This is a genomic window from Lacrimispora sphenoides (assembly GCF_900105215.1).
Classification (GTDB): Bacteria; Bacillota; Clostridia; order Lachnospirales; family Lachnospiraceae; genus Lacrimispora; species Lacrimispora sphenoides_A.
This window is the reverse complement of sequence record NZ_FOIP01000002.1, coordinates 2,222,283-2,236,169: the sequence shown is the minus strand read 5'-3', so window position 1 is coordinate 2,236,169 and position 13,887 is coordinate 2,222,283. Positions and strand designations below refer to the sequence as shown.

The window sequence follows — 13,887 nt, the reverse complement described above, 5'->3', positions numbered from 1 at the left end:
GAAGAACTTCATATTACAAGTCGGTATTATGGTTTGTACGTTTTTAAGTAGTTGATTGAGAAAATATATTGATTTTCTCAACCGGACTGAATTTAGTCTTCAAATATCGGAAGACTTGGCAAAGGTTCTTCTATGGTTTTTGTTATATTACTAACTTCATGTGAGTCCTCATAATATTCTCGGTATTCATAAACACCGATAAATATAGCTCCTATAAAAGTCAAAATTAAAATTAATAGTCTTTTCATGATTAATTAACCTCCATAAATATTATGGTGTAAAAATGTAAAAAGACAACTAAGAATTGAAAGTAAAATCTAATATAAAGAATATAATAATCATGTAAATTAGTTTTTGACGTAATAGTATACATTGAAAAATTTATATTGATAGTTAGTAAATATGATGATATTCTACTCTTAAAGTTTATTGTGCGGCGGCCATACGCTACATTTAAGCACACGCATTACACTTAAACCTGCAATTACATTGGACCGACATTCCGGATTTTTTGAAACATTTCGCAATGGTCTTTATGTAGAAATGGAAAAGAAGCTGTAATTACAACTTACACTAATGAGCCCGATATGATCGGAATCTCGAGTGATATTCGCATTATTTATATAATGGGAATTTCAGCAACTTATTGATATATATACAAGACAGGAGAAGGCTAATGAAATCAAAACAAAAAAAATTGTTCTCTTTTTTCGTGCTGTTCACAGTACTGTTCATCCTGGGTGCAGTTCCAGTATTTGCGAAAGAGGATGCTATACCGTCCATTAATCTGGATGTCACTCTTCAGAGTGATGGCTCTGCGGTCATAACAGAGATCTGGGATGTTCGCGGTGTATCCAGCGGTACAGAATATTACAAGGCTCTGAATAACATGGATGGGATGAACATCCATTCCCTTGCTGTATGGGACGAGTCCGGAGCTCAGTACAAAACTCTGAGCGACTGGGACACAAAGCTCTCCAGAGAGGAAAAGTCCGGTACCTGCGGCATCCTGAAAACTTCCAAAGGATATGAACTCTGCTGGGGCATTGGCAGCTATGGTAACCATAAATATACCATCCAATATACCGTAGAGGGATTGGTAAAAGATTATGGCGACTATGCAGGATTCTATCATCAGTTTATATCGGAGCTTTCAAGCGCTCCAGATTCAGTTTCTATTAAAATCCGGATGGCGGATACACGTCTGACGGCAAACAATGCACGCATCTGGGCGTATGGCTTTACAGGAGAAGTTGAGATCGGGAGCGACGGCAGCCTTAATATTTTTTCTTCTGAAGCTTTAGAAGGAGGAGACTATGTAAATGTGCTCTGCCGATTTGAAAGAAGCTTGTTCCCACTGGCCTCTGCAGTCGACATGTCTTTTGAAAAGTTGCAGGAATCCGCAGAAAATAAAAACTCTGATACGGCTTTATATATCATCCTTGCTGTTATAGGGGCAGTTATTGTTTTGACAGTCCTTTTAATCGCCTTCTTTTCTTCACGATATAAACTGGTAGACGGCTCAGCCGTTCGGCTTCCCGGAAAGAAACAATTAGATACGAACTGGTCGGTTCCTTTTGACAGCAGCATTCCTGCTGTATATTCCGCTATGCTGCTGCTACGCAAGGGCATTTCCTGTGAAAAGCTTATGAGCGCGTATCTTATCCGCTGGCAGGAGGCGGGTTATATCCGCATAGAAGAGCGGGAAAATGAGCGAACTATAAAAAGGTCTCAAGAAGAAGCTATCGTGTTTAGCCAGGATAAAACACCGGACCAAGGAGTGGAGCGGTCGCTGTACGAAATTTTAACCGACGACACTGACCGTGACGGTATTCTTTGGACCTCGGGCATCGAAAAGAGGGCGGGAGCGCTTTATGAGAAACTCACTGCATGGGCGGCAGAAGTGAAGAGTGAAGGCGAAAAAGCATTAATCCGTTCAGGCACGGCGGCAACGGACACAAAGGGTACTATCCGGTTTACTGTATCGGGTTTTGATCAGGCTGTCAAACTGCTGGGGTTTAGGAAATACCTGATAGAAATGCGCAGACAAAGGGAAGACAGGTCAGTACCGGGAGAACTTTGGGGGGATTATCTTGTGTTTGCTACCTTGTTTGACATTGGAGAGAATGTCCTCGAAAGCATGAAAGCCCTTGACCCCGCATATTTTGATACCTTCGCAGGCATGTACGGCTGCAACGCCTACAATATGAGATACCTTGTGATCATGACGAATCACATTTCGAGTGCTGCGACGCCAACCAATAACACGGACGGCATCAGCGGAGGCGCAAGTTCGGCTGGCGGTGGAGGTTTCTCGGGAGGAGGCGGTGGAGGCAGCCGGTAATGGGCAGCCTTCACCATAAGTGCAGTGTTACTGTTTCTTGGAATCAAGTATGATTATCCAACTTGAAAGGAAGAAATTCAAACGAATAGCAGGCAGCTGGATGGCGTTCACATTATTTATTTAATAATCAGATAAATAGGAAATTAAATAAATTAATAAGATTATTTAACGAGTAAATGATCATTCACTCTAGTCGATGGTATTAATCGAATATGGTAGTTGGATAATATAAGGATTATTATATGGTATTTAGGAGGAATCTTTTCATGATTAACATGCATTACGCCAATGTAAGTGATTTAAATTTTTGGCTTTCTCTTGATAAACACTTAAGTAAGGGAGAGCTTGAAAGAAAAATCCTTCAAAAACAATGCTACGTAATAGAATATGATGGAAAGCGTGTCGGAGTATTAAGATATAATTTATTTTGGGATAATATACCGTTTTTGAATATGATATTTTTTAGTCCAGAATACCGTGCAAAAGGTATCGGTAGACAGGCAATGATTGCATGGGAAAATGAAATGAAGTTATTAGGCTACATCGCAGTAATGACATCAACAAATTCTGATGAACAGGCTCAACATTTTTATAGAAAGTTGGGGTATAAGGATTGTGGCTGTTTGATTCTTGATATACCGAAAATGGAACAACCCACGGAACTGTTTTTTATAAAATCTTTTGCGAAAAATCAGATGAATTAGTATTTTATGTATTAACGTACATTAAAAGCTTAATATTGATAGTTTGTAAGATTGGTGATAATCTACATATAAAGATTTTTTTAATTAATTACAAAACATAAAGGAATGATAAAAATGGAAAACTGGTTTACACTAGATCAAATTGATACGGATACTTACATAATCAGTGAATACCGCCATTGGGAGGAAACGCACTGCTATTTGCTTAAAGGCCATGAACGATGTTTGCTCATTGACACTGGACTTGGAATCTGCAATATTTCCGAAGAGGTGAAAAGGTTAACAGACAAACAGGTAACTGCCGTGGCGACTCATATACACTGGGATCATATCGGCGGGCACGAATACTACCCGGATTTCTACGCGCATGAGGCAGAACTAAGCTGGCTGAACGGCGAATTCCCACTGACAATGGATACTGTCCGGAATATGGTTATAGATCGATGTGATTTACCGGAGGGTTATGATGTCAACGCTTACAAGTTCTTTCAGGGAATGCCTACAAGGATACTAAAAGACGGTGATATCATTGATCTGGGTGGGCGCAAGATTACTGTACTACATACGCCGGGGCATTCCCCAGGGCATCTGTGTTTTTGGGAGCCACAACGTGGGTATTTATTTACCGGTGACCTTGTCTACAAGGATACGCTGTTTGCGTATTACCCCTCCACCGATCCTCAGGCATATCTTTCATCGCTTGAAAAGATAGCGGTACTGCCCGTGAAAAAAGTATTTCCGGCTCATCATAGTCTGGATATACAACCGGAGATTCTGAGCCGTATGCGAGACGCTTTCCTCCAGTTGAAAGTCGATGATAACCTTCATCATGGTGGCGGTACCTTTGATTTCGGCGATTGGGCTGTTTGGCTGTGATGAATATTGCAGGCGGAGCTATGAAGAAATTGAAAAAGCTAAAAAAATAGGTAGGTTGTTTTTTGAGGAGTGGCTGTAGGCTTAATTGTAGGAGATATAATTAAAGATTAAACAGGAATTAATCAAAGGAGGGTTAAAAAATGAGTGTATTTTTTTACGGTTGCATTACTATGGATGGCTATCTTGCTGACAAAAACCATAACCTGGATTGGCTTTATGAAACTGGCACAATAGAAGAAACTGGTTATGAAAGCTTCTATAAAAACATGGATATTACTATAATGGGCAAAAGAACATTTAATGAAATTGAAAACATAGAAAATATCGACGGTCTTTATCCTACTACCCAAAATTATGTTTTTACACATGCTGAAAGCTTATCGGCCAAGGAATTTGTTCCTATAAATTGTGATGTTGTTGAATTCGTGAAACAAATAGAGAGGGATAAAAATATTTGGATTATCGGAGGTAACACAATATTAGCCCCTCTGTTAGATAATCATATGGTTGATAACATGATAATACAGATCGCTCCTGTGTTATTGGGGATGGGAATACCAATATTTTCACAGAAAGAAGGGTTAAAGCGATTTTGTTTGAAGGAAGTAAAAAAATACGGACAATTTGCAGAATTAATTTATAGTAAAATATAGTTCATTGTAGCTTTTCAAAATCCTTTACCTTTACCATAGCCTGGTCATATAAATTCCAATTTATAAATTACAAGACTACTAACCTTGATATTGGTTAGTAGTCTTTTTTGTATATTTTATATTCAATGAAACTGAAAATTGACGGAAACACAGATTGAAAGGTATCATTGCTTTTTACGTAAAAAGCACTCCAAAAGTTAAGGAGTGCAAAATGAGATGAGTCAATGGGGTATAAATTGAACCCTACCAACATTAAAATACCAATTAGGTATAACGTCCTTTTTAGCTGGAATCGCTTTGTAACCTGCTTTGACCATGGCTTCCATGAAGCATTGTGAAGTAATTTGGTGCCCCATATCAGCCCCTGTTAAGTGGTTGAAGCGCGCTTTCAGACCATAAGCAGTCTGCTGATAGTTAATGCTTGGAATCATCTTATAGTTAAAAATAATGTGATCGATCAGAATATCCTGATCAGGAAGAGATAAGTCAGAAAAATGATTAGCCTTTTTCATGGAACGTCTCCTTTCGTCTATACTCAGTTCTGGCGTAAGCCTACAAATAAATTATATGAGAAAAGTAAAAAGATATGTCAAAATAATTGAAAATACTGCCATACGGCACCAAAGGAGGAATGCAACCTTGTACGAACCATTACACTGTTATTGTTTGGAGGATAAAAAAACCCCCTGCAAGCTGATATGTACCCAGTTTTCTGGACACATCATTATTCAACTGGATGATTAGGCACTCTTGATGGATGTCTTCCTGTATATTACAGGAGGCATCCATTTTGTTTTTGATTGAATTCTCCTGTTATTATAATAATCTATATATTCATCTATTGCTTTCTTAAATTCATCGAAGGATCCAAAATCCTTTTCATGCCCATAAAACATTTCGGTCTTTAGTCTTCCGAAAAAAGTCTCCATAATGCAATTATCGTAACAGTTTCCTTTACGAGACATAGATTGAATTATTCCATATTTCTTTAATTCATTACGATAGTACGCATGTTGGTACTGCCAACCTTGATCGGAATGAAAGATGATTCCTTCAGTATTACTAAATTTCCGAAATGCTCTTTCTAACATGTTAGATATTTGCTCCATATTTGGACTTTTTGACAAATCGTATGAGATAACTTCATTTGTATTCATATCTAAAATAGGCGAAAGATAACATTTTCCCCATGGCAGGTTAAATTGAGATACATCTGTTGTCCATTTTTGAAGTGGAGCAGTTGTACAAAAATCTCTATTAATTAAGTTGTCAGCTATTCTGCCAACTTCGCCCCTATATGAATGGTATTTCTCTTTAGGTCGTTTGCCGGCCAACATCATCTTATGCATTAATCGTTGTACTCTTTTGTGGTTTATGGAATATCCTTTATTTAATAATTCCTGATGAACTCTGCGAACACCATATCGTTGCTTATTGTCTTCAAAAATCTTATTGATTTCATCCATAAGTTTCTGATTTTTGATTACGTCAAAACACACATGATTTAATTCATAATAGTATGTAGATTTTGATAATCCTACAGCTTTCAATAAATGCTTTAAGGCATATCCTTTTTCTCGGAGTTCCTTAATGATTGCTGCTTTTTCGCCTTGAGTTGCGCAGCTTCTTTTTCTCGTCTCAAGGCGATAGATTTTTTTATTGATTCATTTTCTGCTTTAAGGTACTCTGTCTCTGCCCTTAATCTAATTAATTCTTCTCTTTCAGAAGGTGAAAGTTCTTTTGGTTTATTGTCTTTTTTCATGAAGGGCTCCTTACCATGTCTACCTTTCTTTAAATACAGACCATCGTACCCTTTTATTTTATATATCTGTACCCATTTAGACAATAGGCCTGAATCAATTCCAGCAATTATTGCAACACTTTTTTGTGATTCTCCAGCTAAAACTCTAGCTACAAGAGAATACCTTTCTTCAGCTGTACGTTCTTTACATGTTGAAGGATGCTTTAAAGCATCAATTCCATAAATATCTGCAATTCTTGACCAAGTAACAATTCGTTTTCTAAAATTCTTTTGACCAATTCCTGCTGGTGTTTCAGGCCATTGGCCATTTCTGTATAGCTCGACACAATTTAATTTAAATACAAAATCATATTTCACGTAAAAACCCCCTTTACTGGTGCTGTCCAGTAAAGGGGGTACATATCAAGCTTTGCCTACAGGGAGTGCTTTTTAATTTCTAGTTTGTTTGTCAGGGGTTATCTTCTGCAACCACGACCGCCAAGGCTTTTTCCTCCAAAGCTGCCGCCATTTGCTACACAGTAATCGAACATTTCTACATAATATCCCCTGTCAGCAGAAGCAATATCGCCGTCTGCGATCGCCTTGTCGAGATTGGCCTCAAAATCTTCTTGGCTTAAAAAGTTTCCGTTGGCATCTCTCATCAGGTCATACCCTAAGCCACCGCAAGCAGCGCCATAGGTGGAAGCCCCTGTTTTGTACTGTGCATTTGCAGGAGCTGCAAATGCCGCTGTTGCCATAGACAGTGCCAATACTACTACTGACACGAGTGAAATTAGTTTCTTCCTCATATTACTACCTCTTTCTTTATACATTTGCATTTTACTGGCATACGTAAAGGATAATATTATTATGTGTAGATAGTATGGAGAAATTGTACCAAATAAAACTATTTTGAGAAGAATGTCATCAAACAGTAAAACAGGTTATCGTGTGTAATGGTAATAAAAAATTGGGATTTAACGTATTAGAGTACATTGAGAACTTAATATTGATAATTAGAAAGTATGGTGGTATTCTACTTATGAAGATTACTTACAAATAATGAGAAATACAAATCTAGATTTTATATAGGAGAGAATAAATAAAATGATTATGGTTACAACAGATAGAATGTTGATCTTTCCGATTTCTAATAAAGAGATCGAAATGAAGGTTCGGGAAGAAACGGATGAGGAAATGAAGCAAGCATATTCTGAAATGCTTGCTGGTTGCAGAGAAAAACCTGACCAGCGAATTTGGTATGCAATATGGATAATGCAGCTAAAGAACAGCAAACAGATAGTTGGTGACTTGTGTTTTAAAGGTCTAAATGATAATGGGAGTGTTGAAATAGGTTACGGGATTAAAAAGGAATACGAGGGTAAGGGACTGATGACGGAAGCAGTTACTGCTATGGCTAAATGGGCTAGTAACCAGACTGGTGTATCCTTTGTGGAAGCAGAAACAGATCCTAATAATGTTGCATCTCAAAGAGTTCTCCAAAAAGCGGGATTTTTAGCCAATGGAGAATTAGGGGAAGAAGGTCCAAGGTTTACGTGGAGGAATGTCAAAATCTGATTTAGCGATAAGATTATGAGCATAATTTATTCACCTATGGTTTAAAGGTTAAATATGGAGAGAAAGTTTATGTCTGATATTGATTTTTATATTTTGAAATTTGAACCGGAAGTACAACGTAGAGATACGTTTTACTGCGTTTAGATACTTTTAAAGGCGCCGAAGAAAGAATATACCACGGTATTCCTACATATAATTTTAGTAGTCTTTTTATTTTAAAATATATAAAATCATATAAAAATGGCCTTAATTATTAACCACAAAATTAACAACCAAATGGCAAGTACAGGTACAGCATAATACCATTTCCTGGCTAGGTTATTTTGTGAAATATTTTGGGCTTCAATTCTACATTTTTCAAAGGTTTCTTTTGGTATGAATTTAATTGTAAGTGAAATTAATGCAGGAAGTAGAATGACATCATCAACATATCCCAATACCGGAATAAAATCCGGAATAAGATCTATCGGAGATAGCGCATAAAGGATTGCTAATCCTGCAAAAATTTTAGCAATAATGGGCGTTTCAGAACTCTTTAGAGCTAAGAAAAGTGCGGGAATATCAGTTTTTAATTGTAGTGCTCTTTCTTTTAAATTCATTAAGGCATTCCTTTACTTATATTCATTATTTATTTGCTTACCTTACTATGCCATAAGTATCTAAAAAAATCAATATATCAAACTGATATTGAATGGAGGTTGAGTGATTATTACACCGAGAGAAGCAAGGGAAATTGCCGCTGATTCTTAAAGTGATGATTGTATGGAAGAGTAGCAAATATTTTTTCGATTGGAAAATGAGTATTTAAAGTATTGCCGCACATTGGAAAATTAATATTGATTGTTAGTAAGTATGGTGGTATTCTACTCATGAAGGTTTTTATATTTGACGAATGAAAACAGGTGAATACTATGGTTGAAACAATATATTTTGCAGGTGGCTGTCTATGGGGTGTACAAGCATTTATCAAAACACTAAAAGGTGTTATTAATACTCAAGCAGGACGAGTAAATGGTTATTCAAATACTCTCGAAGGCGAGTATGATGGTTATGCTGAATGCGTAAAAACAGAATTTGACCCTGAAATTGTAACTGTTTCACAACTAATGGATTATTTTTTTGAGATTATAGATCCTTACAGTGTGAATAAACAAGGTAATGATGTTGGAAAAAAATACCGCACAGGCGTATATAGTAAAGTGCCTCAACATTTGGAAGATGCCAAGAATTATATAACAGAAAGAGCAGATAGGAACAAAATTGTAGTGGAAGTTCTTCCACTAATGAATTATGTTAAAAGTGCTGATAAACATCAAGATAGATTAGATAGGTGTCCTAATGACTATTGTCATATTCCTAAAGATTTATTACACAAATATTCATAACTCACCGTTATAAGCATAATACGGAGCCGACAAAATCAAATATATAAAGAAGACTACTAACTATCAGTATTTAGAGGTAGTTTTTTAATGCAATGATTTAAAACATGAAAACTGAAATTTGTCCGTGACTATCAAATGATCAGTGAACTGAATAGAGGAACCAAGACAGGCGAGTATTATTCTTTCTAAAGAAAACAGGAATATGGATAAGTGTATTTATGGTGTTCTGGTTTAAAAGATATTGAGATAATAAAATTGGATTATCTATACTACACCATTATGAAAGCACCGTAAGTATTACATAGAAAATACCGGTGAAAAATCCACCGGTATTTAATCATCAAGTATGCTTTTAATTCGAAAAATGACAAAACGGTTTAGTGATTGCTCATATATTCTTTTTTTAACCTGTTAAATTCCGATTCTAATCGGTAATCATTTCTCTTTTTTATGTATTCAGCAATACCATCTTTAAAAGACGGTTTGGCAAATTTAAAGATTCGGTACAGTAGGCGTATTCCCCAGAATAGAGAAAAGATGACACAAATGAGTACTTTTGTGCCATAATCCCAGATTACTGCGAATGATGCAAAACACAATAGGATAAGCATATAATCCAAAGCTTGGGATAAAAGATTTTTCTTTATTGCCAGTCTGCGTTTTGCAAGTTCTAGGATAGTATTATCGTCAGGGGTTTGAATGTTCAGGATGCCATCAGAGTCAACATTTGTTGAAGAATTTACACTTTGTACGATACTTTCTGTAGTCATTAAATTTCCCTCCACATACTGTAGTTTCATGCGAATAGTATCTTCAGAGATCCACTCTGCCCGTTGATTTTTAACCAGTTGCCGGGCACGTTTCAGATAAGTTGGCTCCAAAGAAATATTGCTATAATCTACTACATTAATTTGTTTAATATAATATCACCTCTTTATATGTTTTTTGTTATGGGTGTCTCCCCGTGCAGTTCGTTTTTTGTTATGGGTGCCTCCCCCGCTGCAAGTAATATCATATCATAGTTTTATTGTCTGCTCAACATTTTTAAGGTTGTACGGTCAAAGAAGCAATTGTAAATAAAAAGAACAATCAAGTAGTTGGTTCTGTCGGCTGTAGTGCTTATCAAAATATTCATGAAATTGGAATTACTTATTTCATAGATATGAATCATAGAAACTATGGTTATGCAACAGAAGCGATAATATTATTCACGAAGTGTTTTCTAAAGAAGTATGATGTAAGCAAATTAATTGCAACAATAAGAACGGAAAATGTACCATCATGTAAAGCTATAGAAAAAGCTGGGTATGAATTAAAAGAAACTAAAATGTACAAAGACATTAACGATACTTTGGAGCAGCAGTACAATTTTTATTTTTTTTAACAAAAGCATGATTTAAAATAAATTTGTAATATCGCAGCAGATTATGGCATCATTAACTATCAGTATTAAGCTGGTAGTTTTTTGTAATTAAAGTATTCCACAAAACTGAGAGTGACCGAAGCTCTAGCTTCGGCCATGGAATAAGAAATTAGCTTAAAGTATAATCTTTTTTACTTAAATTCCAACTGCTGACACCAAGGTCGGTGTTAAGTTCATATTTATTGCAACAATCGTTACAATGAATATTAACAACATGTTCTTCAAAACCAGGAATGAAATTGTGTTCTTCTAAGATTTTGCCTTTTCCGCATGGGCACTCATATTCAAAGTGCTCGATAATGCCCGGACCAGTACCGTAGCCTACGTGTCCCTTAGCTATTGAATTAGTTAATTTGGTTTTCATTTGTAAACCTCCGATATTACAAGTATGATAACAAAGCAATATAAAGTGAGGGTAACAAAAGTATAAATTTTTTAAAAAGTTAATCTGAAATTTTAAGAGGTATTAGCATGATAGATTTATATGTAAATGATGTGCCTTTGATATATATTCATAGGAAAGAATGTCTAGTGGGATTTATGATATGCGGTTAATAGGTGTAAATGAGAAAGCATAAGTATGATTTTGAGCGAATTAGTATTTTCCCGAGTATTACTATTAAGAGGAGAAGTGCCGGCAAGATAAGGAGATCCTGCCGGCAGTAATAAAAACTGTCATTGAAAAAACAAGCAGGGGAAATTAAATTAATACCTGTTTTCTCTTTAAGGTATAAATACCAAATATTTGAATAAAAGAATGGTCAATGTAATGAATTGTTATTTACAGGCAATTAAACGGAGATTTAAAGGGTATATTGATTATTAAAAGATAAAGGACCTGAAGATCAGAATAAAAAGGAGTGCCACGCAGGTTGGGGAGTAGGTGGCACTCTAAAAAAGAGCTATATACATTATACCACTTTAACGAATTACAGTATATTAACTTTATTCATAAAAAAATATTAACTTATTAAGCAATATGATTAATGTGTATAAAATTCATTGCTTAATTAAGTGAAAATTTCTATCTAACGCCCGACTGACAGTAACGAGGCCGGAGTGAGAAAGGAATGATATCATTTTTTTAAATACTTGATGCAGCATAGGAAAACCATGACATATACAACATACTTAAATATTTCAAGTAGCGGTACTAATAGTAAAAAATAAGAAATCATAGGAAACCTCCAAACTTTTTACTTTAGTATATAGCAGGTTATTTAAAAATGATAGTAGGTTGAGCTGATAATTTGTATTGATAGTTAGTAGCGATTGGTGTATCCTTATTTACAAAATGAGAATTTATAGGGAGGAAAGAATATGGAAGCAAGAAAATTATTGGATGCATTATTGGTCGCTGAAAAGCTGAAAGATACAACTCGCCATTGCTATACTTCCAATGGCAGACACGAGAGTGTTGCGGAACATAGTTGGATGATGACCTTGATGGCTTTTTTTATGAGGGATGAGTTCCCTGAAGCTGACATGGATAAGGTTATCAGAATGTGCATTATTCACGACTTAGGAGAATGCTTTACTGGAGATATACCTACTTTTGAAAAGAACCAGGCCCATGAGCAGACCGAAAAAAATCTGCTATATAACTGGGTTCGTTCCTTACCGAAGGAATATGAAATAGAAATGCGGGAACTTTATGAGGAAATGGCAGAGCGTAAAACAGTTGAAGCTCAAATTTATAAAGCCATTGATGGCCTTGAAGCATTGATTCAGCATAATATGTCCGACTTATCTACTTGGATTCCGAAAGAATTTGAACTCAACTTAACCTACGCAGATGATAAGGTTGCGTTCTCCGATTACTTAAAATCTTTAAGACAAGCTGTTCTTGAAGATACCATTAAAAAGATTGATGAAGTAAAGTAACCCCTTTTACTTAAATTCCAAATGCGGACACCAAGGTCGGTGTTAAGTACAAGGAAAATAGACATGGTGAATTCTAATTATTAATGGAATTTATACACGAAAATAATTTAGAGGCAGCGCATAGCACTGCCTCTAAACAAAATATGCTAGAATGGCCGCTGACCGCGCCTTCGATGTTAGTAGTATAGAGTAGAATCTATTTTAAAGAATATTAAGATAATTGTCGAAGCAACCGGATATAATGGTTAGATTCACGCAGCACATGATCCGCCAACAAAGGCAAAATAATACTGCGTATTTTGCATTCATTGATTCCTTTTGTGCCCGCTTCTTTGAAGTCGCGGTACTTTTCAGTTTTCTGCAAGGTTGTATCTGTTACGCTGTCAATGGTCATATCAGTAGCCGTCATTGCCGCTCGCATTAGATCTTTATATTCCCCAGCAAAATCATTTGCTGTATTTATGAGGTCGCATTCCGTTGGATCAAGCAGACCTCGGATAAATAATGCATGTTCCATCATGATCTGATCCCAGAACAGCTCGGTTTCTTTAAGGTTTTCCTCTGGATTCTGCCGGTTTTCCAGCGCGATTAAATGGCTATGATACAACTTGGCTTCACGTAAGATATGATCAATAAGCAGCGGGTAGTTTGCCGTGAACATACGACAGGACAATACATCATTCAATAATCCTGTTTTGAAACCGATAAGTCCTTCCAGCATAGGTCTGACGAGGGCATTTAGCTGACTTACCTGCTGTACCAATGTAGAAGTAATCAAAGGATTGGCTTCACCATAAAGTGCTTCTTCCAGCCTTGTGATCTCCTGATTGATGGCTATGCCGGTGAAGTATTGTGTTTTTTGTTCGCTGCCAAGGGTGTAATCCGTGACGATTTCACCGGAGGACGCTACAAGTGGGCTGATAATGCCATTCCCCAATACTACAGCATTATGTAAAATAGTCTCAAACTGCTGCTTGTATTGATCTGCAACTTTGGAAAAGTCAGGATTGGCAGGAGTAAAGCCGGCCTCTAAGAATAAGGAATGTTCTTTCATGATGCGTCCAAAAAACATATTTAGCTCTAGTGATAGAATTACATATTGCTGTTCAGTAATCATAGGAAATCTCCTTTATTGTTCTACCAGTATCATATGACGGAGCTGATGGTTTATTAACCGAATAAACAAAAAAATGTTTTGCTTTACGATGCTTTTCCTATCACTTTCAATGAATTATAAGGGTTTTGGCTTAGTTTACGTGCAAATATTTTCAGGTTGAACTTTACAATAGAAATAGTTAT

Annotated in this window: 17 protein-coding genes; 8 read left to right on the top strand and 9 right to left on the bottom strand. The window is 36.2% G+C overall.

Annotation, left to right across the window (positions count from 1 at the left end; translation table 11 throughout):
• Positions 1–92: 92 nt before the first annotated feature.
• Positions 93–248 (bottom strand): hypothetical protein, encoded by a 156-nt coding sequence (locus BMW45_RS28190; protein WP_166433483.1) that lies wholly within the window; start codon positions 246–248, stop codon positions 93–95.
• 428 nt (positions 249–676) lie between these two features.
• Between BMW45_RS28190 and BMW45_RS27085 the strand changes: the two genes are divergently transcribed.
• From BMW45_RS27085 to BMW45_RS27070, 4 genes are all read left to right on the top strand, one after another.
• Positions 677–2,344, top strand: a complete 1,668-nt coding sequence (locus BMW45_RS27085) for a DUF2207 domain-containing protein (RefSeq protein ID WP_092251061.1) — start codon at positions 677–679, stop codon at positions 2,342–2,344.
• A gap of 266 nt (positions 2,345–2,610) precedes the next feature.
• Complete coding sequence (locus tag BMW45_RS27080) at positions 2,611–3,048, top strand: GNAT family N-acetyltransferase (protein ID WP_092251060.1); 438 nt, start codon at positions 2,611–2,613, stop codon at positions 3,046–3,048.
• 114 nt (positions 3,049–3,162) lie between these two features.
• Positions 3,163–3,924 (top strand): MBL fold metallo-hydrolase, encoded by a 762-nt coding sequence (locus BMW45_RS27075; protein ID WP_092251059.1) that lies wholly within the window; start codon positions 3,163–3,165, stop codon positions 3,922–3,924.
• A 140-nt stretch (positions 3,925–4,064) separates the two neighbouring features.
• On the top strand, positions 4,065–4,577 hold the full coding sequence (locus tag BMW45_RS27070) for a dihydrofolate reductase family protein (RefSeq protein ID WP_092251058.1): 513 nt from the start codon (positions 4,065–4,067) through the stop codon (positions 4,575–4,577).
• Between the two features lie 221 nt (positions 4,578–4,798).
• On the opposite strand, the gene BMW45_RS27065 is transcribed toward BMW45_RS27070, so the two are convergent.
• The 4 genes from BMW45_RS27065 to BMW45_RS27050 form a co-directional block, all read right to left on the bottom strand.
• Positions 4,799–5,089 carry a hypothetical protein gene (locus BMW45_RS27065; RefSeq protein ID WP_092251057.1) on the bottom strand — a complete coding sequence of 97 codons (291 nt, stop codon included), beginning with the start codon at positions 5,087–5,089 and terminating at the stop codon, positions 4,799–4,801.
• 228 nt (positions 5,090–5,317) lie between these two features.
• Complete coding sequence (locus BMW45_RS27060) at positions 5,318–6,169, bottom strand: IS3 family transposase (RefSeq protein WP_242883299.1); 852 nt, start codon at positions 6,167–6,169, stop codon at positions 5,318–5,320.
• Positions 6,136–6,696 carry a COG3415 family protein gene (locus BMW45_RS27055; protein WP_092248602.1) on the bottom strand — a complete coding sequence of 187 codons (561 nt, stop codon included), beginning with the start codon at positions 6,694–6,696 and terminating at the stop codon, positions 6,136–6,138. The genes BMW45_RS27060 and BMW45_RS27055 overlap by 34 nt, the downstream gene beginning before the upstream one ends.
• Before the next feature lie 98 nt (positions 6,697–6,794).
• Positions 6,795–7,127 carry a hypothetical protein gene (locus BMW45_RS27050; protein WP_092251056.1) on the bottom strand — a complete coding sequence of 111 codons (333 nt, stop codon included), beginning with the start codon at positions 7,125–7,127 and terminating at the stop codon, positions 6,795–6,797.
• A gap of 298 nt (positions 7,128–7,425) precedes the next feature.
• Here BMW45_RS27050 and BMW45_RS27045 point away from each other — a divergent pair, with 298 nt between their 5' ends.
• Entirely contained in the window at positions 7,426–7,896 is a 471-nt protein-coding gene (locus tag BMW45_RS27045) for a GNAT family N-acetyltransferase (RefSeq protein WP_092251055.1), read from the top strand.
• A 230-nt stretch (positions 7,897–8,126) separates the two neighbouring features.
• Here the strand turns inward: BMW45_RS27045 and BMW45_RS27040 are convergent, their stop codons facing one another.
• Complete coding sequence (locus BMW45_RS27040) at positions 8,127–8,495, bottom strand: YkvA family protein (protein ID WP_092251054.1); 369 nt, start codon at positions 8,493–8,495, stop codon at positions 8,127–8,129.
• Positions 8,496–8,807: 312 nt separating this feature from the next.
• Here BMW45_RS27040 and BMW45_RS27035 point away from each other — a divergent pair, with 312 nt between their 5' ends.
• Positions 8,808–9,281, top strand: coding sequence for a peptide-methionine (S)-S-oxide reductase (locus BMW45_RS27035; RefSeq protein ID WP_092251053.1), 474 nt, complete (start codon positions 8,808–8,810; stop codon positions 9,279–9,281).
• A gap of 377 nt (positions 9,282–9,658) precedes the next feature.
• On the opposite strand, the gene BMW45_RS27030 is transcribed toward BMW45_RS27035, so the two are convergent.
• On the bottom strand, positions 9,659–10,051 hold the full coding sequence (locus BMW45_RS27030; RefSeq protein WP_092251052.1) for a hypothetical protein: 393 nt from the start codon (positions 10,049–10,051) through the stop codon (positions 9,659–9,661).
• Positions 10,052–10,350: 299 nt separating this feature from the next.
• On the opposite strand from BMW45_RS27030, the gene BMW45_RS29210 reads away from it, so the two are divergent.
• Positions 10,351–10,665 (top strand): GNAT family N-acetyltransferase, encoded by a 315-nt coding sequence (locus BMW45_RS29210; RefSeq protein WP_092251051.1) that lies wholly within the window; start codon positions 10,351–10,353, stop codon positions 10,663–10,665.
• Positions 10,666–10,813: 148 nt separating this feature from the next.
• Here the strand turns inward: BMW45_RS29210 and BMW45_RS27020 are convergent, their stop codons facing one another.
• On the bottom strand, positions 10,814–11,068 hold the full coding sequence (locus BMW45_RS27020; RefSeq protein ID WP_092251050.1) for a hypothetical protein: 255 nt from the start codon (positions 11,066–11,068) through the stop codon (positions 10,814–10,816).
• A 956-nt stretch (positions 11,069–12,024) separates the two neighbouring features.
• Here BMW45_RS27020 and BMW45_RS27015 point away from each other — a divergent pair.
• Positions 12,025–12,588, top strand: a complete 564-nt coding sequence (locus tag BMW45_RS27015; protein WP_092251049.1) for an HD domain-containing protein — start codon at positions 12,025–12,027, stop codon at positions 12,586–12,588.
• Between the two features lie 211 nt (positions 12,589–12,799).
• Here the strand turns inward: BMW45_RS27015 and BMW45_RS27010 are convergent, their stop codons facing one another.
• On the bottom strand, positions 12,800–13,705 hold the full coding sequence (locus BMW45_RS27010) for a DUF2935 domain-containing protein (protein ID WP_092251048.1): 906 nt from the start codon (positions 13,703–13,705) through the stop codon (positions 12,800–12,802).
• Positions 13,706–13,887 lie beyond the last annotated feature (182 nt).